Source organism: Bacillus sp. PAMC28571, assembly GCF_014250435.1.
Lineage (GTDB): Bacteria > Bacillota > Bacilli > Bacillales > Bacillaceae > Bacillus > Bacillus safensis.
In genome coordinates this window covers 1,803,834-1,829,863 of sequence record NZ_CP060191.1, presented here as the reverse complement: position 1 = coordinate 1,829,863, position 26,030 = coordinate 1,803,834, and the positions used below count along the sequence as shown (strand labels likewise).

Below are 26,030 nucleotides of genomic sequence, written 5' to 3'. Positions count from 1 at the left end.
ACATTTTGCAAATCAAAGATCAATTAAAACAGCTAAAACCGTATCAACCTGGGAAACCAATTGAAGAGGTCAAAAAAGAATATCAATTAGACAAAATTGTGAAATTGGCTTCAAATGAAAACCCTTTTGGATGTTCTGTACATGCAAGAGAGGCAATACAAGCTGAGCTCGAACATTTAGCGATTTATCCTGATGGGTACAGCGCAAGTTTAAGAACGGAGCTTGCTGAGTTTCTTCAAGTAAGTGAAAAACAATTAATTTTCGGGAACGGCTCAGATGAACTTGTGCAAATTATTGCGAGAGCTTTCCTTGACCAACATACAAATACCGTCATCCCATCTCCATCTTTTCCGCAATACCGTCACAATGCAGTGATTGAACATGCTGAAATTCGAGAAGTGCCTCTTTTAGAAGGAGGAGCTCACGATCTGAAGGGCATGCTGGATGCGATCGATGAAAACACGAAGGTTGTCTGGGTATGTAATCCAAATAACCCGACAGGAAATCATTTGTCAGAATCTGAGATTGTGGCGTTTTTAGACGAAGTGCCAGCTCACGTGCTTGTTGTTCTAGATGAAGCGTATTTTGAATACGTTCGTGCGGAAGATTTTCCAAACAGTTTATCTTTATTACACAATTATCAAAATGTCATTGTACTTCGAACGTTTTCTAAAGCATATGGACTTGCAGCGCTTCGAGTAGGCTACGGAATTGCATCAGAAGAGCTGATTACTGCCATTGAACCAGCGAGAGAGCCTTTTAATACCAGCCGTATCGCTCAGGCAGCTGCTCGTGCAGCGATCAAAGATCAAGATTTCATACAATCATGCAGACAGAAAAACGAAGCAGGTCTTAAGCAATATCAAGATTTTGCAGACCGTTTTGGACTATATATCTATCCATCTCAAACAAACTTTGTGCTGATTGATTTTAAAAGAGATGCAGATGAATTGTTCAATGCATTATTGAAAAAAGGTTACATTGTTCGTTCCGGGAAAGCACTTGGTTTTCCGACTTCTTTACGTATTACCGTCGGAACAAAAGAGCAAAATGAAGACATTCTAAGTACACTTGCCGATTTACTGCAAGGCATTCGTGCGTAGCATAACCATAAAGTCATATCCTAAGGCAGGATATGGCTTTCATTGTACCAACCTCAATACATATAAGCTGTTGAAATAAGTTGTTTAATTTTCGCGAAAAATCAGGTGATGAATATGAATGATGCAAACGAAACAATATTAATCGCTGGACTCGGTTTAATTGGGGGATCCATTGCACTCTCGATTAAAAAAGAGTATCCTCATAAAAAAATTGTAGGATTTGATGTTTCCAAAGAGCAAATGGTTGCTGCAACAAAGCTGGGAATTATTGATGCAACAGCTGATTCGTTTCTGGCTGGTTTAGAAGAATCTTCGACCATTATTTTGGCAACACCTGTCCAGCAAACAGTAAAGATGCTTAGTGATATTGCAGACTCTGGAATTGAAAGAGAGCTCACAATCACTGATGTCGGCAGCACAAAGCAAAAGGTCGTCCATTTTGCTGAAAAAGCGCTGCCTGAGCAGTACCAATTTATTGGTGGACATCCAATGGCAGGCTCTCATAAGTCAGGTGTTATTGCAGCAAAAGACTTTTTATTTGAAAATGCGTTCTACATTTTAACGCCTGCAAAGGAAACAAACCGCCAAGCTGTTGATCGGTTGATGGATTTGCTAAAGGGGACAAATGCTCATTTCATCGAGATGACACCAGAAGAACATGATGCTGTGACAAGTGTAATTAGCCATTTTCCTCATATTGTTGCAGCCAGCCTTGTGCATCAAGCACATCATTTTGAAGAACAATTCCCACTTGTTAAACGGTTTGCTGCTGGAGGCTTTCGTGATATCACACGAATTGCTTCAAGCAATCCTGCAATGTGGCGGGATATCCTGCTGCACAATAAACACAAGATTTTAGACCGTTTTCATGAATGGAAAAAAGAGATTAACCGCATTGAAACCTTCGTAGAGCAAGAAGATGCTGAAGGATTGTTCTCTTATTTTCAAGATGCAAAGGAATATCGTGATGGACTGCCTCTAAGGAAAAAAGGTGCCATTCCTGCTTTTTATGATCTGTATGTCGATGTTCCGGATCACCCTGGGGTCATATCGGAGATTACAGGGCATCTAGCAAGTGAAAACATTAGTATTACAAATATCCGTATTATTGAGACGCGGGAAGACATTAATGGGATTTTACGCATTAGTTTTCAAACAGACGACGACCGCAAGCGTGCAGAAATCTGTATAAAAAATAGAGCGAATTACGATACATTTTATGCTGACTGAGGTGACAAACATGGAAATTCATAAAAATGCTCCTATGAATGGAGAAATTCATATCCCAGGTGATAAATCTATTTCACATAGATCAGTGATGTTTGGTGCAATTGCTGAAGGGACCACAGTAGTGAAAAACTTTCTTCCTGGAGCTGACTGTTTAAGTACGATTGATTGCTTTAGAAAGATGGGCGTTGAAATTGAACAAAAAGGGACAGATGTTGTCATTCATGGTAAAGGACTGAAAGAGCTCAAGGAGCCGTCTGACATTCTTGATGTTGGCAATTCTGGTACAACCATTCGATTAATGATGGGAATATTAGCTGGTTGTGAGTTTCACAGTACACTAATTGGTGATGAGAGTATTGCCAAAAGACCAATGAAACGTGTGACGGGTCCGCTGAAACAACTAGGAGCCAAAATAGACGGCAGAGCAAATGGCGAGTATACACCACTGTCTATTCGTGGCGGTCATTTAAAAGGCATAACTTATGAGTCTCCGGTGGCAAGTGCACAAATTAAGTCGGCTGTCCTTTTAGCTGGGCTGCAAGCAGAGGGTACAACAACATTAACTGAACCACATAAATCAAGAGATCATACAGAAAGAATGCTCTCTATGTTTGGTGTAAAACTAGATGAAGATGAACAAAGTGTTTCCATTGAAGGCGGCCAGACATTAACAGCAACCGATATATTTGTTCCTGGAGACATCTCTTCAGCTGCATTTTTCCTTGTAGCTGGATCAATCGTTCCTAACAGCCGGATTGTCTTAAAAAATGTCGGGCTAAACAAAACAAGAACAGGTATTATTGATGTGCTGAAACTTATGGGTGCAAACCTTGAGATCAATGAAGTAGATGCCAAAGGCGGAGAACCGTATGGTGATTTAACGATTTCTACTTCATCATTAAAAGGGATTGAAATTTCTGGTGACATGATTTCAAGACTCATCGATGAAATTCCGATTATTGCGCTTCTTGCGACCCAAGCAGAAGGAACAACGATCATTAAAGATGCTGCTGAGTTAAAAGTTAAAGAAACCAATCGAATTGATACAGTCGTATCAGAACTTAAAAAACTCGGTGCTGATATTGAAGCAACAGATGATGGTATGAAGATTCATGGTAAAACTACGCTTCAAGGCGGCGCAATCGTCTCAAGCTACGGAGATCACCGTATCGGTATGATGCTGGGAATTGCCGCATGTGTGACAAAGCAAGCAATTGAGATTGAAGATACAGATGCTGTTCGTGTCTCATACCCGAATTTCTTTGAACACATTGAATATTTAACGAAAACAGTCTGAGGAGGTCCTCAGGCTTTTTCTTTCCTTTTGCATATTTGTCAGAAATATAGCATAGCTTGTCTCAAGGTGAAACCTTGAAAAAAAACATTTTGTCCGATAAAAATAGTGTCTGCAGTTTACAAATCATCAGTTTCGTATAGGATGAAATGAAAAACAGTCTTTAAATCACAAAAATGGGTTCATTTTAAAAGAGCAACATATTTGCTGGATGTGTACCTGTCGATTATGATATGAAGTAACAATAGTTTAGGTTTTTGGAAACAGAAAGGAACGGTTTGATTTGAATAGTTCATTACAAGAAGCCATAAAATTAGTTGAGGCGGGTGAGACTGAAAAAGGACTCCAAACACTTGCTCAAGCAGAGAAGCATTTGCATGATGAAGAAAAGGCGCAAGCGGCTCAATTATATTATGATTGGGGAGATATCGATAAAGCACGGAATCTCATCAGTGATTTACATGATTTATATCCAGAGGAAACAGGTTTAACGTGTTTTTATGCAGAGCTGTTGATTGACTCTGATGAAGAAGAGAAGGCGATTGCAGTATTAGAAACGATTCCTGAAGATGATGATGCGTACCCAGAGAGTTTATTGTTAATGGCAGATTTGTATCAAATGCAAGGACTATTTGAAGTCAGTGAACAAAAGCTTTTAAAAGCGAAAGAACTACTTCCGAATGAAGCCATCATCGATTTTGCATTAGGTGAGTTGTATTTTTCTCAAGGCCTTTCAAAAAAAGCGGCCGATTATTTCTACAAAGTGGCAGATCAACAGCATGAGGTTGGCGGTGTCAATGTGTATCAGCGGCTCGCTGAATCGCTCAGCACAGCTGGAGAATTTGAGGATGCACTTGAATGGTACGAAAAGGCAGTAAAAGATCAAGCAGACCCGAATACTCTTTTTGGCTACGGATTTACAGCAATGAGGGCTGGCAGAACGAAAACAGCCATTCAGCAGCTTACAGAACTGAAAGATATTGATCCGTCCTATTCGTCACTTTATATGCCTTTAGCGAAAAGTTATGAGGAAGAAGGACTATATCACGAGGCTTTAGAAGTAGTAAAAGAGGGTATTAAAGTTGATGAGTATAACAAAGAATTATATTTATATGGTGCCAAGATTGATTTGAAAAATGGGGATTCAGAAGATGCGAAAAAACTTCTTCAAGAAGCACTTGCTCTCGATCCGGGTTATATTGAAGCAGTTCAAACATTGCTGGCGATCTATTTAAATGAAGAGCTGTTTGATGAAATTCTGGATGTTATTAAAGAGGTTAAAAGCTTTGGGGAAGATGATCCAAAATGGAATTGGTATGCTGCATCTGCTTCTGTCGGGCGAGAAGAATACAAAGAAGCTGCCGAGTATTTCAAGCTTGCCCTGCCTGATTTTGATGAGGAGCGTGACTTTTTATATGAATACGCTTCGTTCCTTTTAGAAGAGGGCAGACAAAAAGAAGCATTGCCGTTATTACGCAAAGTTCTAGAGAAAGATGGCACGAATGAAGAAATTGAAGAAACGATTTTAAGAATTGAAGACGAAATTTCCTTATAGTTTGCAGGAATGAAGAACTGGTTTGTTGAATAATTCATGTATAGCAATTTAATTTACGATAGAGGAGGGAATAACATGCAGACCCCTGTTTCTGTCAATGAAAAAAAGGAATTTATCCGGTGGTTCTTAAACCATTATCAGCTAAAGCGAAGAGAGTGTGTTTGGATATTAAATTATTTAATGAGTCACGACTCTTTGATGGAAAAGGTTCATTTTGTAGAGCAAGCAGAATTTTGCCCAAGGGGAATCATCATGTCAACACACTGTGTGGATGAAGTTCCCTTTAGATTTTATAAAGAAAACATCATGACGACAGATGCTGAAAAGTCTTTTCATGATATTCGTTTGAATAAACAGCAGGATTTGTTTATTCAATTGAATTTCCGTTCTGCTTATCGTTCGCCGGAATATGCAGCTGTTCTTGAAACAAATCCTCATATTCCAAAGGATCTTTATGAGAACGAAAAAGATAAGGATCTTGCTGAGAAAGTGCTTGAGCACTCAATCGCAACTTTCCAAAAAGAACGGCTCATGAAAGAGATAGATGAAGCACTTGACCGTCATGATCAAGAAACATTTAATAAGCTGGCAAAAGAATTAAGCCTATTGTCATAAACTGAACGAATAAGCCTTGCCCTATACAGGCAGGGCTTATGTCATGAAAGAGGGGAAATTGATGAAGTTTCAAGCAGAGGACGCGGATCGATTTTTGCAATCTAAAGCTTACATTGATACCGCTATCATTCCATTAGTTGGGATTGATGCGGGTCAAATGAAACAAACCGTGTCTTTAGGAGAGTTTACTATTCTAGTAGCAGATGAACTTGAAAGACAGTTAAAAGGGCGGGTTTTTCTTTTTCCGCCACATACATATTTGGAAGTGAGTGACCGGAAACAAGAAGATATACTCATCATGAAGCAGTCGCTCAAGGATCATTTTCAGCATGTCGTATTGATCACATCTGATCACCAGTGGAAAGAGCATACTGAGATCAGTGAATCGCTATTTTTGCTCAAGCCGGTTCCGCTGGAGCATTTGAAGGCTGAATTAAAGCAAAAAGTCATTCAAGACAGTGTAGAACAAATTTTGAACTTTTTGTTACAAAAATGGAACCCTTCATAAAAACCCTTACATTTGCATTGTACATAGCTTTTTAGGATGTTGACCTTGTGAATAGATTGATATATTATGAGGGTGTCCTAGTTTTATGAAATTTTTTCTAATTCAGTTATAAAGTAGCTGACGACCTGAGGGGGGGAGAAAAAAATGAGCGAGAAGAGACATGGAGTGTCCAGGCGTCAATTTTTGAATTACACGTTGACCGGCGTGGGGGGATTTATGGCCGCTGGAATGCTCATGCCTATGGTTCGCTTTGCGCTTGACCCTGTGCTAAAAGGAACAGAGGATCAGGATATGGTTCAAGTTGTCAGTGTTGATGAACTGACAAAGGAACCGAAGCGCTTTGACTTTAAAATTGATCAAGTAGATGCATGGTACGAGTCAAAGGAATCTAGGTCAGCATGGGTGTACAAAGAAGGGGATGAAATTGTCGCTTTATCGCCGATCTGTAAACATTTGGGATGTACAGTGAACTGGAACAGTGATCCGAAAAATCCAAACAAATTTTTCTGCCCGTGCCATTATGGGCTGTACGACAAGGATGGTACAAACGTACCCGGAACTCCACCGCTTGCACCGCTTGACCATTATAAGCAGCAAGTGAAGGACGGATACCTCTATCTTGGAAAAGCTGTGCCGAAAGGGGAAGGGTAACGATGCTTAACAAGATTTACGATTGGGTAGATGAGCGGCTGGACATTACACCAATATGGAGAGATATTGCGGATCACGAGGTGCCAGAGCACGTCAACCCAGCACATCATTTCTCCGCTTTTGTGTATTGTTTTGGCGGTTTAACGTTTTTTGTGACAGTCATTCAAGTCCTTTCGGGCATGTTTTTAACGATGTATTACGTGCCGGATATTAAAAATGCCTGGGAATCTGTTTATTATTTGCAAAATGAAGTGGCATTTGGCCAGATTGTCAGAGGGATGCACCACTGGGGTGCGAGTTTAGTCATTGTGATGATGTTTTTACATACGCTAAGGGTCTTTTTCCAAGGGGCGTATAAAAAGCCTAGAGAGCTGAACTGGATTGTTGGTGTGCTCATTTTCTTTGTGATGCTTGGACTTGGTTTTACAGGTTATCTTTTACCATGGGATATGAAGGCGCTGTTTGCGACGAAGGTTGGTCTTCAAATAGCAGAAGCAACACCTTTCATTGGTAAAGAGATCAAAACGCTGCTTGCAGGTCATCCTGACATTGTAGGGGCACAAACGCTGACGAGATTTTTCGCTATCCATGTCTTTTTCTTGCCAGCGGCATTATTTGGGCTGATGGCTGCCCACTTTATTATGATTCGTAAGCAAGGAATTTCTGGACCGCTATAAAATGCTGCGTTTGATGAATGTTCAATGAGGAGGGGATGACTTTGCATAGGGGAAAAGGGATGAAGTTTGTCGGAGATTCCAGAATACCGGCAGAAAGAAAACCTAACATACCTAAAGACTATTCCGAATATCCGGGAAAAACAGAAGCCTTTTGGCCGAACTTTCTTTTAAAGGAATGGCTTGTAGGTGCCGTTTTTTTAATTGGATTTCTTGTCCTAACTGTTGTTCATGCGCCTCCGCTTGAGCGGATGGCTGATCCAACAGATACTGGCTATATTCCGCTGCCAGACTGGTATTTCCTATTTTTGTACCAGTTATTAAAATATGAATTTGCTGCAGGAAACTTCACTGTCGTCGGCGCGATGATTATGCCTGGAATTGCGTTTGGTGCACTTTTGCTCGCACCATTTCTTGATTCAGGTCCAGAACGCAGACCGTATAGAAGACCAATTGCAGTCGGGATGATGATTCTTGCAGTCGGCGCAGCAACATATTTAACGTGGGAGTCTGTTGCAACTCATGATTGGGAAGCAGCGGCAAAACAAGGTGAGATTAAGAAAGAAGCAGAGATTGATACTTCAGCTGAAGAGTATAAAATTTATCAAGAGCAGACATGTATCTCCTGCCACGGGGATAACATGCAGGGCGGAGCAGCCGGACCGTCACTCGTTGACAACGGTCTTTCGCCTGAGGAGATCGCTAAAATCGCTGTAGAAGGAAAAGGCAACATGCCGAAGGGTGTCTTTAAAGGCAGTGATGAAGAACTTGAGAAGCTCTCTAAATATTTATCTGAGGTCAAATCAAAATAATTCAGTTGTTTAAATGCAAGTACAAGGATATACTCAAAAGAGAAAAAGCTGGCGCTGTCAGCTTTTTTCTGATTTTAACAGATCGTGAGTGAAGAGACATATGAGATGGATTCAATATTTGCTAGCGACGCGCTACATGCTTGTGCTGGTGCTTATGATCAATTTCCTTGGCACTGTGTACGGCTACTATTGGTATATTCCGCAGCTCGTAGAGACACCGGCTGTCTTTTTAGCTTTTGTACCAGACAGTCCAACGGCCAGCTTTTTCTTTTTATTTGTATTACTTGCGTTTTTGATGAAACGAAATGCTCCTTATTTTGAAGCACTTGCTCTTGTGACCTTGATTAAATATGGGTTATGGGCGGTAGGAATGAATATCTTTGTGCTTTTATCTGTTGATGATTTTCCGTGGGAAGGATACATGCTGATTGGGTCTCACTTTGCGATGGCGGTTCAGGCTGTATTGTTTGCGCCATATTATCGTTTTCAAATGCGTCATCTCGTGGTAGCAGGCATTTGGATCTTACATAATGATGTAATTGATTATGTATTTGGTATGATGCCCCGTTATTCTATGCTGTCTGCTTACTCAAACGAGATCGGCTACGTGACGTTTTGGCTAAGTATTGCGGTTCTTCTTGTTTCGTATTATCTCGTTCTATCGAAAAAATCGGTTAAGCTGGAACTCCCTTAACAATGTTGGTCTAACCTTGTCCTTTTCTTCATACGCTGTAAGGAGAAGGGCTAGGAGGGACTTGCATGAAACGAAAGCCAATCGCGATGATTCTATTATTTTTTCTCGTATTACAGCCAGCAGTTGTCAAAGGTGAGGAAACAGCTGCTAACACGCTGCAAGAATTAACGGAACTATCAGATTCCATCTTTCAATTAACGAGACAAGCTAAATATGATGAGGCTTTACAAGTCGCATTGTATGTTGAAAAGACATTTAAAGCTGAGAATTGGCGTGGAACTTTGACGAATACGCAGATTCGGCAAATTACACTTGGCTATCAAGATATGATAAAAGGGCTGCCGCAGGAAGAATTGAATGAGCGCGAAAAGCTTCGTTATGCCTCTCAATTTAGAATGCTGCTTGATGCGATCCAGTCGGATTCTGAGCCTCTTTGGGGTTCGCTGGAGAAGCCTATTATGGGCTCTTTTCCTACTTTGAAAAAAGAAGTAAAAGATCCAGAATCGACGACATTTTATGAAACTTGGAATGAGCTGGTTTCTTTATACGATATGATCTATCCAAGTTTAACCATTGATATTTCGCCTGAAAAGCTGCAGACGATTAAGCAGCACATGGAAGTGATTGAGCAAGGTGAATTTTTAAAAGCATCAAGTGGGACAAAGCTTGAACGTCTCACGAAGCTGGAAGAGGATTTATCGAGTGTATTTGCTCACGTCGATGAAGATGAAGCGGATCCATCGCTTTTATGGGTCATCTTAACAACCGGGAGTATCATTTTATTAACGTTAACGTATGTTGGATTTCGGAAATATCGTGCAGAAAAAGAAAAGAAGCAAAAACGTCAGGCTGATTATCCTAAATCATAAAAAAAGAAGCCCAAAACTGGTGCTTCTTTTTTAATGTGGATTGAGCGGCTTTTTGTGTTCATCTAATGTAAAGCCTTCACCGAGTACATCATGCACGTCACTGACAGATACAAACGCATGAGGATCGACTGAGGTCACGACGCTTTTAAGGTGGACAAGCTCGTTTTTCGGAACGACGCAATAAAGAACGTTGCGCTCCTGTTTCGTATAGGAACCGACCCCTTTTAAGATGGTGACACCGCGCTCCATTTCATCTGTGATTTTCTTTTGAATGATGTCGTCTTTTTCAGAGATAATCATGGCGCCTTTGGCAGCGTAAGCGCCTTCTTGCATGAAGTCAATGACCTTCGCAGCCACAAACACTGCGACAAGTGTATACATCGCTTCTTTATAATTTAAGTAGGTCAGAGAGATGGTAATGACGCATGCGTCGAAGATGAACATTGTTCGTCCCATTGCCACCTGATAATGCTTGTTAATCAGTCTTGCAATGATGTCCACACCGCCTGTTGTACCGCCGAATTTAAAGATGATTCCGAGGCCTGTTCCGATAAATACACCTGCAAAGAGGGCGGCTAAGGCTAAATCGTGCTGGAGAGGCATATGTATTTGAAAGCGCTGGAAGATGGCAAGAAAGACAGAAAGACTCACTGTTCCTACAATTGTATAAGTAAACATCGTTCTGCCGAGCATTTTCCAGCCTATAAAAAAGATCGGAATGTTTAAGACAAGGTTTGAAATAGATGGGTCAATGTGAAATAGAAAATATAAAAGCAGTGTAATACCTGTAAATCCGCCTTCCGCCAAATTGTTCTGCATATTAAAATGAACAAGACCGAAAGAAAAAATCGCAGATCCTATTAAAATAAATACGATATTTTTAAGACGAATTTCTTTTAGCAAGAGACCACTCCTTTTTTTGCTTAGACAGCGATAATATTATATGGTATGGGAGAGAAACAAGCAAACTGAGTCTTAAACATTTGTCAAATATTTATGATTTCGCTAACATGTAAGAGATGGATAGGAGGATGAGCATCATGACAAAAGAAAAAACGCTGCGTCACGTACAGCAAGAAGTAGATGATTACATAGGGCAATTTAAAGAAGGCTATTTCAGCCCGCTTGCCATGATGGCCCGCCTGACAGAAGAATTAGGGGAGCTGGCAAGAGAGGTTAACCATTACTATGGAGAAAAGCCGAAAAAAACAACGGAAACAGAAAAAAGCATGGAAGAAGAAATTGGCGATGTTTTGTTTGTGTTAACATGCCTTGCTAATTCACTTGATATTTCACTAGAAGAAGCACATGATCGTGTGATGCATAAATTCAACACAAGAGATAAAGACCGCTGGACGAAAAAAGAAGGGAAGTAGAGACGATGACGAACGAAACCATCAAAGTAGTAATCGCTGGAGCAAGAGGAAGAATGGGGATAGAGGCTGTGAAGCTGGCGGAAGAAACAGGCCATTTTGAGCTGGTGGCAGCACTTGATCACGCGCATGAAGGAAAAAAATTATCTGATGTGATTCATACGACATCTCATGCGCCAATTTATACGGATATTGATGTGTGTCTTTCAGAAACAGCACCAGATGTATTAATTGATTTAACAACACCAGAAATCGGGAAAGTACATACAAAAAAAGCACTTGAACATGGCGTGCGTCCAGTCGTCGGAACAACTGGATTTTCAGAAGATGACCTAAAAGAGCTTCAGCAATTAACAGAAGAAAAGGGCATAGGCTGTATTATTGCACCAAACTTTGCTGTGGGTGCGGTCTTAATGATGAAATTTGCCAAAATGGCAGCGAATTATTTTCCTGACGTTGAAATCATTGAGCTTCACCATGATAAAAAATTAGATGCCCCAAGCGGTACGGGCTTAAAAACGGCTGAAATGATTGCAGAAGTAAGAGAAAGCAAGAAACAGGGACATCCAGAAGAGAAAGAATTAATCGAAGGTGCACGAGGAGCAGATTATGATGGTATCCGTCTGCACAGCGTGAGACTTCCTGGCATGATTGCACATCAAGAAGTGCTGTTTGGAATGGACGGACAGACGCTCACCATTCGTCATGATTCTTATAACCGTGCATCCTTTATGTCAGGCGTGAAGCTTTCAGTAGAGCAGGTCATGCACATTGATCAGCTCGTTTATGGTTTAGAAAATATCATCGACTAATAAGGAGTGGATTCCTGATGAACATTGCTTTAATCGCTCATGATAAGAAAAAAAGTGACATGATTCAGTTTACCACTGCGTACCGTGATATTTTGGCAGATCATACACTTTACGCAACAGGGACAACAGGTTTGAGAGTGAAAGAAGCGACGGGGCTTCCCATTCATCGTTTCCAATCAGGACCACTTGGGGGAGATCAGCAGATCGGTGCTTTAATTGCTGATAATGCAATGGATCTTGTGCTCTTTTTTAGAGACCCGCTAACTGCGCAGCCGCATGAACCGGATGTATCTGCACTCATCCGGCTTTGCGATGTGTATACCATTCCATTAGCCACCAATATGGGAACTGCTGAAATTTTAGTCAGGAATTTAAATAAAGGTACGTTTGATTTTCGAGATGTAGCAAAAAACGGAGGAACAAATGAAACGACTTGATATCCTTGCATTCGGTGCCCATAGCGATGACGTAGAGATCGGAATGGGCGGAACGATTGCAAAATACGTAAAAAAAGGGGCGCGCGTCGGGATTTGCGACTTGACCCAGGCCGAATTATCTTCAAATGGAACAGTAGAGAGCCGCAAAGAAGAAGCAAAAGCCGCCGCCGCTATTTTAGGTGTCAGAGCGAGAATCCAGCTTACACTGCCAGATAGAGGGCTTTATCTAAACGACGAAGCGATGAAGGAAATTGCGGGCGTGATTCGAACTTACAAACCGAAACTGATTTTCGCTCCGTACCACCAAGATCGGCATCCAGATCATGGCCATGCGGGCTCACTTGTAGAAGAGGCCGCTTTTTCTGCAGGTATACATAAATTTGAAGATTCATACAAGCAGCCAGCGCATAAAATAAGCCAAATGTATTATTACATGATTAATGGGCACCATCGTCCAGATTTTGTGATCGATATTTCTGAGGAAATGCACCAAAAAATTGATAGCCTGCATGCGTATAAAAGCCAATTTGTTAAATCGGCAAACTCAGTAGAGACACCTCTTGTGAACGGTTATATTGATTTTGTCAAAATGAGAGAGTCTATGTATGGAAGAGAAGTCAACAAAGCTTATGCAGAAGGGTTTATCACAAAGAAACCACTTTTGTTGGACGATGACTTACTTGGGGGGTAATTATGAAAAAACTGAAGGTCGGAATTACTTGTTATCCAAGTGTCGGCGGCTCAGGCATTATAGCCACGGAGCTTGGAAAACGTTTAGCTGAAAAAGGGCACGATGTTCATTTCATTACCTCTAGCATTCCGTTTAGGCTTAATAAAGTATATCCGAATATTTATTTTCATGAGGTGGATGTGAATCAATATGCAGTATTTCAATATCCGCCTTATGACCTTGCGCTGGCAAGTAAATTGGCAGAAGTCGCAAAACGAGAAAAGCTTGATATTATTCACGCGCATTATGCAGTCCCGCACGCTGTCTGTGCGTTTCTAGCCAAACAAATGACTGGACACTCTGTGAAAGTCGTTACGACGCTTCATGGAACGGATATTACGGTTTTAGGCTATGATCCATCATTAAAAGAAGTGATTCGGTTCGCCATCGAATCATCGGATCGCGTAACAGCGGTGTCGCATTCATTAGCTGCGCAGACATACGATCTCATCAAACCAGATAAAAAGATTGATACGATTCATAATTTTGTAGATGAACGGGTGTATTTGCGTGAAGATCACGATTTGCTAAAGACACATTATGGTCTTTTACCGAACGAAAAGGTCATCATCCATGTATCAAACTTTCGAAAGGTGAAACGGGTGCATGACGTGATTCATGTGTTTCAAAAGATTGCTGAACAGGTGCAGGCAAAGCTGCTGCTCATTGGTGATGGTCCTGAGAAATCGGTTGTATGTGAACTCGTGAAAAAATTAGGACTGACAGACCGCGTGTTGTTTTTAGGCAAGCAAGAGAAGGTTGAGGAGCTATATTCAATAAGTGATTTGAAGCTGCTTCTTTCAGAGAAGGAGAGCTTTGGGCTTGTGCTTCTTGAAGCAATGGCGTGCGGTGTTCCTTGTATCGGTACGGATGTCGGCGGTATTCCAGAGGTCATTACACATGGAGAAACAGGGTTTCTTGTCCCGCTCGGCGATATAAACGGAGCAGCAAAGCACGCAGTGTCTCTGCTGAAAGACGAAGCGCTTCATGAAAAAGTGTCAGCGGCAGCTCAGTCTAGTGTTCAGGCTCATTTCTCCTCTGATAAGATTGTGAGTGAATATGAGAAGCTTTACCTAGAATTGATCGAAGGTGATGATGAAGATGAATGAACCATTCACACATGCGATCCCTATATTACATACACTGCACGAACATGGGCATCAGGCTTACTTTGTCGGCGGAGCGGTGAGAGATGTTCTATTAGGACGGGAAATCGGAGATATCGATATTGCGACAGATGCAACACCTGATAAGGTTGAGTCTTTATTTGAAAAAACAGTAGATGTCGGTAAGGAGCATGGCACTGTCATTGTGTTGCATGATGGTGTCAGCTATGAGGTCACGACGTTTCGAACGGAATCAGAATATGAAGATTTTCGCAGACCGAAAGAAGTGGCGTTTATCACGTCGCTTAAGGAAGATCTTTTAAGAAGAGATTTAACGATTAATGCGATGGCCATGGATATAAATGGGGAAATTATTGATCATGTAGGTGGTAAACAGGATATTAAGCGGAAACGAATTCAAACTGTTGGAGATCCTGCGTGCCGCTTTCAAGAAGATGCGCTTCGCATGATGAGAGCTGTCCGTTTTTTAAGCCAGCTTGGCTTTGAACTCGCTGATGAAACGGCTGAAGCTATGAAAAAGGATAAGCATCTGCTTGCCAACATATCAGTTGAGCGCAAAAAGATTGAAATGGAGAAGCTTTTAAAAGGCCGTCATTGTGAGAAGGCCATTCAAGTACTCATTTCAACCAATTTATATGAAGAATTGCCAGGTCTTAAAGAGGAGCGTCTTCATGAATCCTTTCAAGCCTTTCCATATTACTTACTGGATGGACTAGAAGAGGTATGGGGGGCTTGCATTCATTTACTCGGCCTAGATGAAGCGGAGGCTGCGGCCTTCTTAAAAGAATGGAAGCTGTCAACTAAGCTTTTGAAAGAAGCAGTAGCCATTAGTAAATACGTTGATTGTGACTGGGATGCGGAAAACATGTTTGAAGCTGGTGAACACGTGCTCTTATCTAGTTTGAAGATCACACAGCTAAAACATGAGCGCCGCATTTTCTTTGATGAGCTGGAGGCAGCGAAGCGTTCTTATGATGCACTGCCGATTAAAAAGCTCCAAGACCTCGCTGTTTCAGGAAAAGATTTAATGGCATTTCGGCAAAAGTCGTCTGGGAAATGGATTGCAGAGGAGCTCAATTTTGTGAAAAAAGCCGTTTTGCAAAACCGTTTAGAAAACCGAAAAGAAGCCATAGAGGAGTGGCTTAAAGCATGCGATCCGCAATTAGAAAACGATTAATTGAACTATTTACAGCATCCAGTCAGGATTTTGTCTCAAGTCAGCAAATTTGTGATGAACTTGGCTGCTCCCGAACAGCTGTGTGGAAGCATATGGAGGACTTGCGAAAAGAGGGGTATGAGGTAGAAGCAGTTAGAAGAAAAGGATACCGTCTGCTTCGTAAACCGGACAAAATTAGTGAGGACGAAATTCTGTTTGGTCTGGAAACAGAGAGCTTTGGCAGGCATATTTTCTTTCAGAAAGAAGTCGCTTCAACCCAGCTGATTGCCCATGATCTTGTCAATGAAGGTGCGCCCCACGGCACGATCGTTGTCAGCGATCATCAGACAAACGGAAAAGGGCGTCTTCAAAGAACGTGGCATTCACCAAACGGGACAGGCATTTGGATGAGTCTCATTCTCCGGCCTGAAATTCCGCTGCATAAAGCGCCGCAAATGACGCTTTTGGCATCTGTAGCCATCGCAGAAGCGATTGCGCAGCAAACAGGACTCAGTCCATCTATTAAATGGCCAAACGATATTTTGTTGAATGGAAAAAAGGTCGTTGGCATTCTGACTGAATTAAAAGCAGAAGCGGACCAGGTTCATGCGGTCATTATTGGACCGGGCATAAATGTGAACCAAACAGCTGATGACTTCCCGGATGACCTAAAGGATGTCGCCACAAGTCTGCGGATGGAACTGAATGAAAAAGTGGATCGTGCTGCACTTATACAACAGATCATGTCCACTTTTGAAAAAAGATATGATGATTATATGAAGCAAGGATTTGCGCCCATTAAACAATTATGGGAATCGTTTGCGATGACGATCGGTCAACATATTGTTGCCCGCACCTTCAATGGGCAATATACGGGGAAGGCGCTTGGCATCAATGAAGAAGGTGTTTTATTGCTTGAAACGGAGGACGGTATCCAAAAAATCTACTCCGCAGACATTGAGATCAAGTCAACTTGAGTGGAACACCCGGCACATTTTTGATATACTTCGTGTGGGCAGTATCTGCAAAGAACTGTACCTGTTAGGAAGAAAAATTCGATAAATTTCTGCCTTGATCCTAAGGGACTTGGACAGAGGGATGATTCGCCGCACATGAGAAATCAAAGCATGTGATGTGAGGCAAGCCATCTCCTCTCCAGAATGAGGAGGAACAAATGAAGACAAAGCTAGATTTTTTCAAAATGAAAGAACAAAACGAACCTATTGTGATGCTGACCGCATACGACTATCCAGCTGCAAAGCAAGCGGAAAAAGCGGAAGTCGACATGATCTTAGTTGGTGATTCACTTGGGATGGTTGTACTTGGACTAGATTCCACAGTTCAAGTCACGATGGATGATATGATCCATCACACAAAAGCAGTGAAAAGAGGCGCAAAAGACACATTTGTTGTGACTGATATGCCATTTATGTCTTACCATTATTCGTTAGAAGAAACAATGAAAAATGCTGCACGCATCATGCAAGAAAGCGGTGCCGATGCCTTAAAGCTAGAAGGCGGAGATGGAGTATTTGAATCCATTCAAGCTCTAACAAGAGGCGGAATTCCTGTCGTCAGTCATTTAGGCCTCACACCTCAATCAGTTGGTGTACTTGGCGGATATAAAGTGCAAGGAAAAGACCACGAAAGTGCTCAAAAATTGATTGAAGACAGCTTGAAATGTGAGGAAGCCGGTGCAATCGCTCTTGTGCTGGAATGCGTACCTGGCGAACTGACAAAACGAATTACCGACATGCTGAAGATTCCTGTGATCGGAATTGGTGCAGGAGCTGAGGCAGACGGACAAGTTCTCGTTTACCATGATGTGGTAGGATACGGGGTGTCTAGAACACCTAAGTTTGTGAAACAATACGCGCAAATTGATACTGTTTTAGAAGAAGCGCTCATTCAATATACGAAAGAAGTAAAAGCACGCACATTTCCAGAGGACATGCACACGTTTCATATCAAAGAAGAAGTCCTTGATGGCTTATATGGGGGAATCAAAAAATGAATGTTGTCACCCATATTCACGAGCTAAAAGAATTAATCAAGCAGCATCAAGAAAAACAGCATTCCATCGGCTTTGTCCCAACGATGGGTTTTCTTCATGAAGGACATCTGACGCTTGCGAAAGAGGCAAGAAGTCAAAATGACATTGTCGTGATGAGTATTTTTGTCAATCCGTTGCAATTTGGACCAAATGAAGACTTTGAATCCTATCCAAGGGATATGGAAAGAGACCAGCGTCTGGCAGAAGCAGCAGGGGTGGATATTTTATTTACACCTGATGTGAAGGAAATGTACCAAAATGAACCATCTATTACGATGACGGTTCAAAAGCGGACAGATGTCTTATGCGGAAAAAAACGTCCAGGACATTTTGACGGCGTTGTCACTGTGCTCACAAAGCTGTTTCATCTTGTGTCACCAACAAATGTCTACTTTGGACTAAAGGATGCACAGCAAGTCGCTGTGATCGATGCGATGATCAAAGATTTCTTCTTTGATCTTCACCTTGTATCTGTACCGACAGTCAGAGAAGAAGACGGCTTAGCGAAAAGCTCAAGGAATGTGTACTTGTCAGAAAAAGAAAGACAAGAAGCACCCGCTTTATACCGCGCATTAAAAAAAGGACGGTCAGCTGTTGAAAAAGGTGAACGTGATGTCAGTCGTGTATATCAGCAGATTGAAGAGGAACTTGTTCAGACGTGCGGAGAAATAGATTATATTGAGATCTATTCATATCCAGAACTTGAGCCGCTTCAGCAGTTAGCAGGTCAAGTCATTATGGCGGTTGCGGTGAAATTCTCACGGGCAAGACTGATTGATAATGTGATTTTCCATGTTCCTGAAAGCGGTGAAAAACATGTATAGAACCTTTATGACATCTAAGCTTCATAAAGCAACGGTAACAGAAGCAAACTTACATTATGTAGGAAGTATCACAATTGACGAAGATTTACTTGATGCGGCAGGTATGATGGCAAATGAGAAAGTACAAATTGTCAATAATCATAATGGCGCAAGACTTGAAACATATATTATTCCCGGCGAAAGAAAGAGCGGTGTCATTTGTCTAAATGGGGCGGCGGCGAGACTCGTTCAGCCAGGGGATGAAGTCATTATTATCGCTTATGGGATGCTGTCAGAAGAAGAAGCTAAGACACATACACCAAAAGTGGTCGTGTTAAATAAACAAAATCAAATTGAACAAATGATTGGGCAAGAGCCTGCGAGAACGATTTTATAACGCAGGCTCCGTGGAAACAGAACAGTTTCAGAAGAGAGGCTGTTCTGTTTCATCTATTTTGTCCAGAGCGTGTTTCACTTCAGGGTGAAACGAGGAATTGAGGTGTCCATTTTATGACCGATCAAAGGTTTGTTGTCGTTGATATTGAAACCACCGGGAATTCACCTAAAAAGGGTGATAAAATCATTCAAATAGCTGCGGTGGTCATTGAAAATGGACAAATTGTCGAACGGTATTCAAAATATGTGAACCCGGGAAAAGCAATCCCAGGATTTATTGAACAGCTGACAGGCATTCAGCAGCACATGGTTGACGATGCGGTGTTTTTTGAGGACATTGCCCAAGAGGTGTATGATCTCATACAGGGTGCTTATTTTGTTGCGCACAATGTTCATTTTGACTTGAATTTTTTAAATGATGAACTAAAAGCATGCGGGAAAAATGAGCTGGATGTGCTAGCAATTGATACAGTTGAGATCTCTAGAATTCTTTATCCTGAGCTTGAAGGTTATAAGCTCACTGAATTAAGTGAAGAGCTCATGCTTCCACATGACCACCCGCATAGGGCGGATAGTGATGCGGAAGTTACTGCCATGTTATTTTTAACTTTATTACATCAATTAAAACATACACCGAAAAATGTGCTGAAGCAGCTGCGCAGATTATCCTCTTATCTCCTAAGTGATATAGGACTTTTAATTAAGCAGCTTGAAACAAACCATGCTAGCCGGGAAGATTCTTTAGTGGAAGTCGGCTCTTTTTCTGTAAAAGATGTCACCAATCCTATCAGTAGGGCGACACATTCAGTAGGCGAAGATGATAAACAGCTGTTTGAGGAGATCAAAAAGAAGCTTCCGCAAACGGTAGAAGGCTATGAGGTAAGAGAAGGCCAGCTTACAATGATGAATAAAGTGAGAGACGTGTTTCATGAAAGAGCTTATGCATTAATTGAAGCGGCGCCGGGTATTGGGAAAACGCTCGCTTACCTCATCCCAGCAGCTCTAGAAGCGAGGAAATCAGGAAAACCTGTCATTATTAGTACATATTCCATCCTTTTGCAGCAGCAAATGCTTCAGCGCGATGTGCCGATGTTGAATCAATTGCTCCCGTTTGAGCCTGCTGCCTGTGTATTTAAAGGTCGGGCGCATTATATTTGTTTAGATAAGTTTGAGCACGTGCTTCATGAGGAAGATGATAACTATGATGTCGTCTTAACGAAGGCGCAAATTTTAATGTGGCTCCTTGTAACAGAAACAGGTGATTTATCTGAACTGAATTTACCGTCAGGAGCTGCCAATATAAAAGACCGCATTTCCTGTGTGCATATGCCGTTTACATCGAAAAAGCGCCGTTTTAAAGACTATTGCTTTTATGAGCGCGCCAAAAAAAGGGCAAGAACAGCTGATTTAATTTTAACGAATCATCGTCTGCTTTTATCACAAACGGAGGCATCGTCTATCTTTCAGCATGCTGACGTATATGTGATAGACGAAGCCCATCAATTTGAGAAAACAGCCAATGAAACACTAGGGGATAGTGCGTCTTATATCCAGCTTCACGCGAAATTAACGCAGCTTGGCTCCTTGCAAGGCGGACTGTTAAAGAAACTGAAAAAGAGATTTCATCATGCAGGGTTACAGACAGACACCTTTATTGAAATGGATGAGTATCTCAATCAGCTTCAAATGGAAAGTGACGCTTTCTTTAGCACCGTCCATTCATTTGTGAAAAGGACAAAACCAAAAGCCGACATCAATCGTCTCATTCATAGAGTACGTCATCATTCAAAGCATGCTCAGTGGAAACGGATTAAAGAAACGGCAAGTAAGCTTTGTTCCTTGTTAATTGCTTGTGAGAAACTGTATGAACAGCAAAAAAATGAGCTTCTTCAAAAAAGTGATCAGCTGACAGAACACTTTGCCTTTGAAGCAGAGGAATACGACCAAGTTATGTCGTTTATGCATACTTTTTGCAGTACACTGTACCGGTTTATCTTTGAACCGAAAAACGATGAAACGGTTTGGATTGAAATTGATGCAAAAGGTGCCAAAAACGCAGTCTTTATGCATGCACAGCCGTTAGATACTGGGGAGCTTTTGGCTGATCGTTTCTTTATGAACAAAAAGAGTGTTGTCCTCACATCAGGGACACTCACCATCAATCACCGCTTTGATTATTGCTTGGAACGGTTTGGCCTGCAAGATTTTTATCCTCATCTTGTGCAAATTGATTCACCTTTTGAACTTGAAAAACAGCTTAAGGTCATTGTTCCAGCAGACATGCCGCCGATTACGAACCGTGATGAACGAGATTATGTAAAGCAGGCTGCGCAATATATTAAGGTCATGGAAAAGCAGCAGCATGCAAAAATATTGGTTTTGTTTAATTCACATGAGATGTTAAAAGCAGTCTATGAAGAGCTAAAAACAGAAGGGATGCAATCAGCTCTTTTTGCTCAAGGTTTGACAGGCGGAAGCCCCGTAAAATTAACGAAAATGTTCAAATTAGCAAAACAAGCCATTTTACTTGGTACGGGTAGTTTTTGGGAAGGTGTTGATTTTCCGGGCTCAGAGCTGACAACAGTCATCATGGCACGTCTTCCGTTCAGGCCGCCTGATTCTCCTCTCATTGAAGCCAAATGTGATGCAGCTAAAAAACAAGGGAAGAATCCGTTTAAAGCGGTCGCTTTACCAGAAGCTGTGTTAACCTTTAAGCAAGGAGCTGGACGCTTGCTACGCTCTGAAAAAGACATAGGCACATTGCTGATTTTAGACCGCCGAGTGAAAACAGCTTCATACGGAAAACTATTTTTAGAATCACTCCCTCATGCGCCGGTTCACGAGATGTCAAAAGAGTCACTTGAGGCGTATATAGAAAACCTTAACAACGAAAAGCCGCTGTCATAAGCGGCCTTTAGCTGGTGTGGGTTTGGAGTTAATTTATCGTAACGGCTTTTTGTGTTCCGTTGTAAAAATAGTATCGGTTCCCGTGCAGAAAAGTATGACTAACAATATTTACGTACCGAGGAGGAATTAGAAGTGGAAAGTAAAATAGAGGTACTTTCAACTGTTCAAATTAAGCATTCAGAAGACCTATACAAAATCGTTGATTTATTGAACAGAACGCTTAAAAGAGAAGATCTCATGTTTGGATTAGCATTAGATCAAGAAGACCAAAATCAAGCGGTATTTACGATATATCGCACATAGGGGAAGCTTGACATGAAAAAAATAGTCTGGATTATTTCATCTGTAGTGGCTCTCGTTCTGCTTATTGGCATCATCAGCTTTACGTGGATTTATCAAATTGCCATGGGACAAAGAGAACAAGGGCATGAAGCAGCGATCGAACGAGCAAAAGAACAAGCAAACATCGTACAAGTGGAGCAAGTGGAAACCTTTGTCGGGAAAGAAAAACAATTTATTGTTGAAGGGAAAAACAAACAGAATGAAACGACCTACGTTTGGGTTCCTGCCAGCAAAAAAGAAAAAGTGATCGCAAAAAAAGCAAAAGAAGGCATTACCTCGAATCAAGCAGTACAAGCCGTTCAAAAGGAGAACACGGTCTCTAAGCTAAAAGAAGTCAAATTAGCGAGAGAAGGTGACGTACTTCTTTGGGAAGTGACATACTTAAATGAAAACAATCAATATAGCTTCAGCTATGTCGACTTCTCGACAGGACACGTGGAAAAAAATTTAACACCGTAGTTTCTCCTGTCTTGCGTTGACCATGCTGATTTAGAACGGTTATAATAAAATGTATGAAAAAAGATTCACACCTGTCTAAAGGTGAGTTTCTTTCTGGCTTTGGAGGGAATTATGTTGAAAACAACGATTAATCAAGTGTTCAAACACGTCGATCAAGAAGTAACCATCGGCGCATGGATTGCCAATAAACGTTCAAGCGGAAAAATTGCATTTTTGCAGCTGCGTGACGGGACAGGCTTTATTCAAGGAGTCGTAGTAAAAGCAGAAGTGGAAGAGGAAGTCTTTAAGCTTGCGAAATCAGTCACTCAAGAAACATCTGTCTATGTGACAGGTCAAGTGACAAAAGATGAGCGTTCACCGCTAGGTTTTGAATTGCAAGTGAAATCTATTGAAGTGATTCATGAAGCGACAGATTATCCAATTACACCAAAAGAGCATGGAACAGAATTCTTAATGGATCACCGTCATTTATGGCTTCGTTCTAAAAAACAGCATGCCATTATGAAAATCCGTAACGAAATTATTCGTGCTACATATGAATACTTCCATCAAGAAGGTTTCGTGAAAGTAGATCCGCCCATTTTAACTGGAAGTGCACCTGAAGGCACAACGGAACTGTTTGCTACGAAATATTTTGATGAAGATGCATACCTTTCTCAAAGTGGCCAGCTTTACATGGAAGCTGCAGCAATGGCACTCGGAAAAGTTTTCTCATTTGGCCCAACATTTAGAGCTGAAAAATCTAAAACAAAACGTCATTTAATTGAGTTTTGGATGATCGAGCCGGAGATGGCTTTTGTCGAATTCAATGAAAACCTTGAGTATCAAGAAAATTATGTGACTCATGTTGTTCAAAGTGTACTTGAAAACTGTAAAGTGGAGCTGCAAACATTAGGCCGTGATACAGCAAAATTAGAAAATATCAAAGCACCATTCCCGCGCATCACTTACGATGAAGCGATTAAATTCTTGCAGGAAAAAGGCTTTGATGATATCGAATGGGGAGATGACTTCGGAGCGCCTCACGAAACTGCGATCGCCGAAAGCTATGATAAACCAGTGTTTATCACTCATTACCCAACATCATTAAAACCGTTTTATATGCAGCCAGCACCGGATCGTGAAGATGTTGTCCTTTGTGCAGACTTGATTGCACCAGAAGGCTACGGAGAGATTATTGGCGGTTCTGAGCGTGTTCATGATTTAGAGCTTCTTGAAGCAAGATTGAAAGAACATGGGCTTGATCAGGAAACTTACAAATGGTATACAGAATTAAGACAATACGGTTCTGTACCGCATTCAGGTTTTGGTCTTGGACTTGAACGTACAGTTGCTTGGATTAGCGGAGCGCCGCATGTGCGTGAAACCATTCCTTTCCCAAGATTATTAAACCGTTTATACCCTTAAGACGTGAAAGCCTCCAACAAATGGAGGCTTTTTCAAACGTCTTTTTAGAGAGGCACGTGAAATAAAACGTGATATACTTAAAGTGAAGAGGTGTATCCGATGAATAGGCAGCAATTTATTAATATGCAGCAAATGGGGTCGACAAGTTTGCCTAATTTGCTGATTGCTCATTATGAGCAGTTAGGACTGAATGAATCACAGATGATGGTGATGCTCAAAATTAAAATGAATGAAGAACAAGGCGTTTTCTTTCAAACATTTGAAGAGCTTTCTCAAGGCATGACCATTTCAGCGGAAGAGTGCGCGTATATGGTTCAGCATCTGATTCAAAAAGGATTTATCTCGATTCAGCCATTTGAAGACAGGTCTGGTATTCAGCATGACCGTTACTCAGTAGAACCTTTATGGGGCGTGCTGTATGACTTTTTAGAAACAAAACAGGCGAAAGAAGTTCAAAAACAACAGGTGCAGGCTGAAAAATCTTTATATGCTTTATTTGAAGATGAATTCGGCAGACCGCTGTCACCCCTTGAAGGAGAAACACTTTCGATCTGGATGGATCAAGACCATCATGATGCTGAGATGATTCGGCTAGCACTAAGAGAAGCCGTTTTATCAGGGAAATTAAATTTCCGTTATATTGATCGAATTTTATTTGAGTGGAAAAAGAAAGGGCTGAAAACAGCGAAAGAAGCAAAAGAACATAGCCAGCACTTCCGTTCTCAGCAGAAAACGCCACCTTCAAACGAAGAGACGTCCACTTATAAACGACAAGTTCCTTTTTATAATTGGCTGGAACAATAACCAATAAAGGAGAAGGCATGTTATCAAAAAAACAAATCAATGAGTGTTTAGATATTATAGGAGATATGTTTCCAGAGGCTGAGTGTGAGCTTGTTCATGCCAATCCATTTGAGCTTGTGATTGCTGTTGCGCTCTCTGCTCAATGTACGGACGTGCTTGTAAACAAGGTCACCAAAACGTTATTTCAAAAATATAAAACACCAGAAGACTATTTAAGTGTACCGCTTGAAGAACTGCAGCAAGATATTCGCTCGATTGGTCTTTATCGAAATAAGGCTAAAAACATTCAAAAGTTGAGCAAAATGCTGATTGAAGAATATGGCGGTGAAGTACCAAAGGACCGGGACGAGCTTGTTAAGCTTCCTGGGGTTGGCCGGAAAACAGCAAATGTCGTCGTTTCAGTCGCTTTTGGGGTACCGGCAATAGCAGTAGATACACATGTAGAACGAGTCAGCAAACGTCTAGGCATCTGCCGCTGGAAGGATTCTGTGCTTGAAGTAGAGCAAACCTTGATGAAAAAGGTGCCACAAGAAGATTGGTCTGTGACGCATCACCGTCTGATCTTTTTTGGGAGATATCATTGTAAGGCGCAGCGGCCGCAGTGCGAATCGTGTCCACTTCTTGATATGTGCAGAGAAGGGCAGAAGAGGCTGAAAAAAGGATTGGTGAAGCTGGCATGAGCGGGGCAGCTGTTTTCACCTCATATGTCGAAAAGCTAAAAGAAAAAAAGGTAGAGATTAAAGGTGATCGAGTAGATATACTGAGAGCCAATCCGCTCGCATATGATCTATCTTCAGAAGTTTTAACAGACGAGTTTCCGTGGCAGGAAACGGAAGAATTTGTTCCTGTGATGTTTGAGCTGTGGGACGAATTAAAAGAAAAAATGCTTCCTCGTTTCCAAACAAGAAAATCCCGCTGTGAAGAAGATGATATGCTGCAAGGAATCGTCAGTATGATTGCGATGTTTTACTGGATCAAAGGGGAGAGTGTCCAAACGTTTGAATGGGAACATATCAAGCAAGAGACATTTCCTGTTGCTCCGATTAATTGGACGGAACGTTTAGAGTTCATTTTGCTAAAACCAACTCAATATCACTGCTTTATTCAATTGGACGAGCTATACACGGAATTAAAAAAGCAGTATGGAAAATATGAAGCACTAAAAAAAATCAGACAGCAGCGTTAAAAAAAGCACTTGCCAAGGAGGCAAGTGCTTTTT

The 26,030-nt window shown here is 41.4% G+C and carries 29 protein-coding genes; 28 read left to right on the top strand and 1 reads right to left on the bottom strand.

Annotation, left to right across the window (positions count from 1 at the left end):
• Positions 1-5 precede the first annotated feature (5 nt).
• The 11 genes from hisC to ypjB all read left to right on the top strand — a co-directional run bounded on the left by hisC (position 6) and on the right by ypjB (position 10,005).
• Entirely contained in the window at positions 6-1,103 is a 1,098-nt protein-coding gene (gene hisC, locus H7F25_RS09030) for a histidinol-phosphate transaminase (protein WP_024422797.1), read from the top strand.
• 114 nt (positions 1,104-1,217) lie between these two features.
• Positions 1,218-2,333, top strand: coding sequence for a prephenate dehydrogenase (locus tag H7F25_RS09025; protein WP_024422796.1), 1,116 nt, complete (start codon positions 1,218-1,220; stop codon positions 2,331-2,333).
• A 10-nt stretch (positions 2,334-2,343) separates the two neighbouring features.
• Positions 2,344-3,630: a 3-phosphoshikimate 1-carboxyvinyltransferase gene (gene aroA / locus H7F25_RS09020; protein ID WP_185854504.1), complete on the top strand. Its 1,287-nt coding sequence runs from the start codon at positions 2,344-2,346 to the stop codon at positions 3,628-3,630.
• A gap of 280 nt (positions 3,631-3,910) precedes the next feature.
• Positions 3,911-5,182: a tetratricopeptide repeat protein gene (locus tag H7F25_RS09015; RefSeq protein ID WP_024422794.1), complete on the top strand. Its 1,272-nt coding sequence runs from the start codon at positions 3,911-3,913 to the stop codon at positions 5,180-5,182.
• 75 nt (positions 5,183-5,257) lie between these two features.
• A complete protein-coding gene (locus H7F25_RS09010) occupies positions 5,258-5,797 on the top strand; it encodes a ReoY family proteolytic degradation factor (RefSeq protein ID WP_008344562.1) in 540 nt (179 codons plus the stop codon).
• Positions 5,798-5,858: 61 nt separating this feature from the next.
• Positions 5,859-6,305 (top strand): YpiF family protein, encoded by a 447-nt coding sequence (locus H7F25_RS09005; protein WP_185854503.1) that lies wholly within the window; start codon positions 5,859-5,861, stop codon positions 6,303-6,305.
• A gap of 144 nt (positions 6,306-6,449) precedes the next feature.
• On the top strand, positions 6,450-6,956 hold the full coding sequence (locus H7F25_RS09000) for a ubiquinol-cytochrome c reductase iron-sulfur subunit (RefSeq protein ID WP_007500911.1): 507 nt from the start codon (positions 6,450-6,452) through the stop codon (positions 6,954-6,956).
• Between the two features lie 2 nt (positions 6,957-6,958).
• Entirely contained in the window at positions 6,959-7,633 is a 675-nt protein-coding gene (qcrB, locus tag H7F25_RS08995) for a menaquinol-cytochrome c reductase cytochrome b subunit (protein WP_003215804.1), read from the top strand.
• 41 nt (positions 7,634-7,674) lie between these two features.
• Positions 7,675-8,442, top strand: a complete 768-nt coding sequence (locus H7F25_RS08990) for a menaquinol-cytochrome c reductase cytochrome b/c subunit (RefSeq protein WP_024422792.1) — start codon at positions 7,675-7,677, stop codon at positions 8,440-8,442.
• 100 nt (positions 8,443-8,542) lie between these two features.
• Positions 8,543-9,136 carry a lipoprotein heptaprenylglyceryl N-acetyltransferase LhaT gene (locus tag H7F25_RS08985; protein WP_024428102.1) on the top strand — a complete coding sequence of 198 codons (594 nt, stop codon included), beginning with the start codon at positions 8,543-8,545 and terminating at the stop codon, positions 9,134-9,136.
• A 65-nt stretch (positions 9,137-9,201) separates the two neighbouring features.
• Positions 9,202-10,005, top strand: coding sequence for a sporulation protein YpjB (gene ypjB, locus H7F25_RS08980; RefSeq protein ID WP_024422790.1), 804 nt, complete (start codon positions 9,202-9,204; stop codon positions 10,003-10,005).
• Positions 10,006-10,035: 30 nt separating this feature from the next.
• On the opposite strand, the gene H7F25_RS08975 is transcribed toward ypjB, so the two are convergent.
• A complete protein-coding gene (locus tag H7F25_RS08975; RefSeq protein WP_024422789.1) occupies positions 10,036-10,908 on the bottom strand; it encodes a YitT family protein in 873 nt (290 codons plus the stop codon).
• A gap of 137 nt (positions 10,909-11,045) precedes the next feature.
• Between H7F25_RS08975 and H7F25_RS08970 the strand changes: the two genes are divergently transcribed.
• The 17 genes from H7F25_RS08970 (at position 11,046) to H7F25_RS08890 (ending at position 25,997) form a co-directional block, all read left to right on the top strand.
• Complete coding sequence (locus H7F25_RS08970; RefSeq protein WP_024422788.1) at positions 11,046-11,381, top strand: nucleotide pyrophosphohydrolase; 336 nt, start codon at positions 11,046-11,048, stop codon at positions 11,379-11,381.
• Between the two features lie 5 nt (positions 11,382-11,386).
• A complete protein-coding gene (gene dapB, locus H7F25_RS08965) occupies positions 11,387-12,190 on the top strand; it encodes a 4-hydroxy-tetrahydrodipicolinate reductase (RefSeq protein ID WP_122631037.1) in 804 nt (267 codons plus the stop codon).
• Between the two features lie 17 nt (positions 12,191-12,207).
• On the top strand, positions 12,208-12,627 hold the full coding sequence (gene mgsA, locus H7F25_RS08960; protein WP_024422786.1) for a methylglyoxal synthase: 420 nt from the start codon (positions 12,208-12,210) through the stop codon (positions 12,625-12,627).
• Complete coding sequence (bshB1, locus tag H7F25_RS08955) at positions 12,614-13,318, top strand: bacillithiol biosynthesis deacetylase BshB1 (protein ID WP_024422785.1); 705 nt, start codon at positions 12,614-12,616, stop codon at positions 13,316-13,318. Before mgsA ends, bshB1 begins: the two co-directional genes overlap by 14 nt.
• Before the next feature lie 2 nt (positions 13,319-13,320).
• On the top strand, positions 13,321-14,466 hold the full coding sequence (gene bshA / locus H7F25_RS08950; protein WP_122631036.1) for an N-acetyl-alpha-D-glucosaminyl L-malate synthase BshA: 1,146 nt from the start codon (positions 13,321-13,323) through the stop codon (positions 14,464-14,466).
• Positions 14,459-15,661 carry a CCA tRNA nucleotidyltransferase gene (locus H7F25_RS08945; protein ID WP_122631035.1) on the top strand — a complete coding sequence of 401 codons (1,203 nt, stop codon included), beginning with the start codon at positions 14,459-14,461 and terminating at the stop codon, positions 15,659-15,661. The genes bshA and H7F25_RS08945 overlap by 8 nt, the downstream gene beginning before the upstream one ends.
• Entirely contained in the window at positions 15,634-16,617 is a 984-nt protein-coding gene (locus tag H7F25_RS08940) for a biotin--[acetyl-CoA-carboxylase] ligase (protein ID WP_185854502.1), read from the top strand. Before H7F25_RS08945 ends, H7F25_RS08940 begins: the two co-directional genes overlap by 28 nt.
• Positions 16,618-16,814: 197 nt before the next feature.
• The gene (gene panB / locus H7F25_RS08935; protein WP_024422781.1) at positions 16,815-17,654 is read left to right on the top strand and encodes a 3-methyl-2-oxobutanoate hydroxymethyltransferase; all 840 of its coding nucleotides are present in this window, start codon (positions 16,815-16,817) and stop codon (positions 17,652-17,654) included.
• Positions 17,651-18,517, top strand: coding sequence for a pantoate--beta-alanine ligase (panC, locus tag H7F25_RS08930; protein ID WP_034623474.1), 867 nt, complete (start codon positions 17,651-17,653; stop codon positions 18,515-18,517). The genes panB and panC overlap by 4 nt, the downstream gene beginning before the upstream one ends.
• Positions 18,510-18,893: an aspartate 1-decarboxylase gene (gene panD, locus H7F25_RS08925; protein WP_024422780.1), complete on the top strand. Its 384-nt coding sequence runs from the start codon at positions 18,510-18,512 to the stop codon at positions 18,891-18,893. The genes panC and panD overlap by 8 nt, the downstream gene beginning before the upstream one ends.
• Positions 18,894-19,006: 113 nt before the next feature.
• Complete coding sequence (dinG, locus tag H7F25_RS08920; protein ID WP_122631033.1) at positions 19,007-21,799, top strand: ATP-dependent DNA helicase DinG; 2,793 nt, start codon at positions 19,007-19,009, stop codon at positions 21,797-21,799.
• Between the two features lie 132 nt (positions 21,800-21,931).
• Entirely contained in the window at positions 21,932-22,102 is a 171-nt protein-coding gene (locus H7F25_RS08915; RefSeq protein ID WP_065214698.1) for a YpmA family protein, read from the top strand.
• Positions 22,103-22,114: 12 nt separating this feature from the next.
• Complete coding sequence (gene tseB / locus H7F25_RS08910; RefSeq protein WP_024422779.1) at positions 22,115-22,600, top strand: cell wall elongation/penicillin-binding protein regulator TseB; 486 nt, start codon at positions 22,115-22,117, stop codon at positions 22,598-22,600.
• A 114-nt stretch (positions 22,601-22,714) separates the two neighbouring features.
• The gene (gene asnS, locus H7F25_RS08905) at positions 22,715-24,007 is read left to right on the top strand and encodes an asparagine--tRNA ligase (protein WP_024422778.1); all 1,293 of its coding nucleotides are present in this window, start codon (positions 22,715-22,717) and stop codon (positions 24,005-24,007) included.
• 99 nt (positions 24,008-24,106) lie between these two features.
• On the top strand, positions 24,107-24,811 hold the full coding sequence (locus H7F25_RS08900) for a DnaD domain-containing protein (protein WP_024422777.1): 705 nt from the start codon (positions 24,107-24,109) through the stop codon (positions 24,809-24,811).
• A 17-nt stretch (positions 24,812-24,828) separates the two neighbouring features.
• On the top strand, positions 24,829-25,491 hold the full coding sequence (gene nth, locus H7F25_RS08895; protein WP_122631032.1) for an endonuclease III: 663 nt from the start codon (positions 24,829-24,831) through the stop codon (positions 25,489-25,491).
• A complete protein-coding gene (locus H7F25_RS08890) occupies positions 25,488-25,997 on the top strand; it encodes a YpoC family protein (RefSeq protein ID WP_024428110.1) in 510 nt (169 codons plus the stop codon). Before nth ends, H7F25_RS08890 begins: the two co-directional genes overlap by 4 nt.
• Positions 25,998-26,030 lie beyond the last annotated feature (33 nt).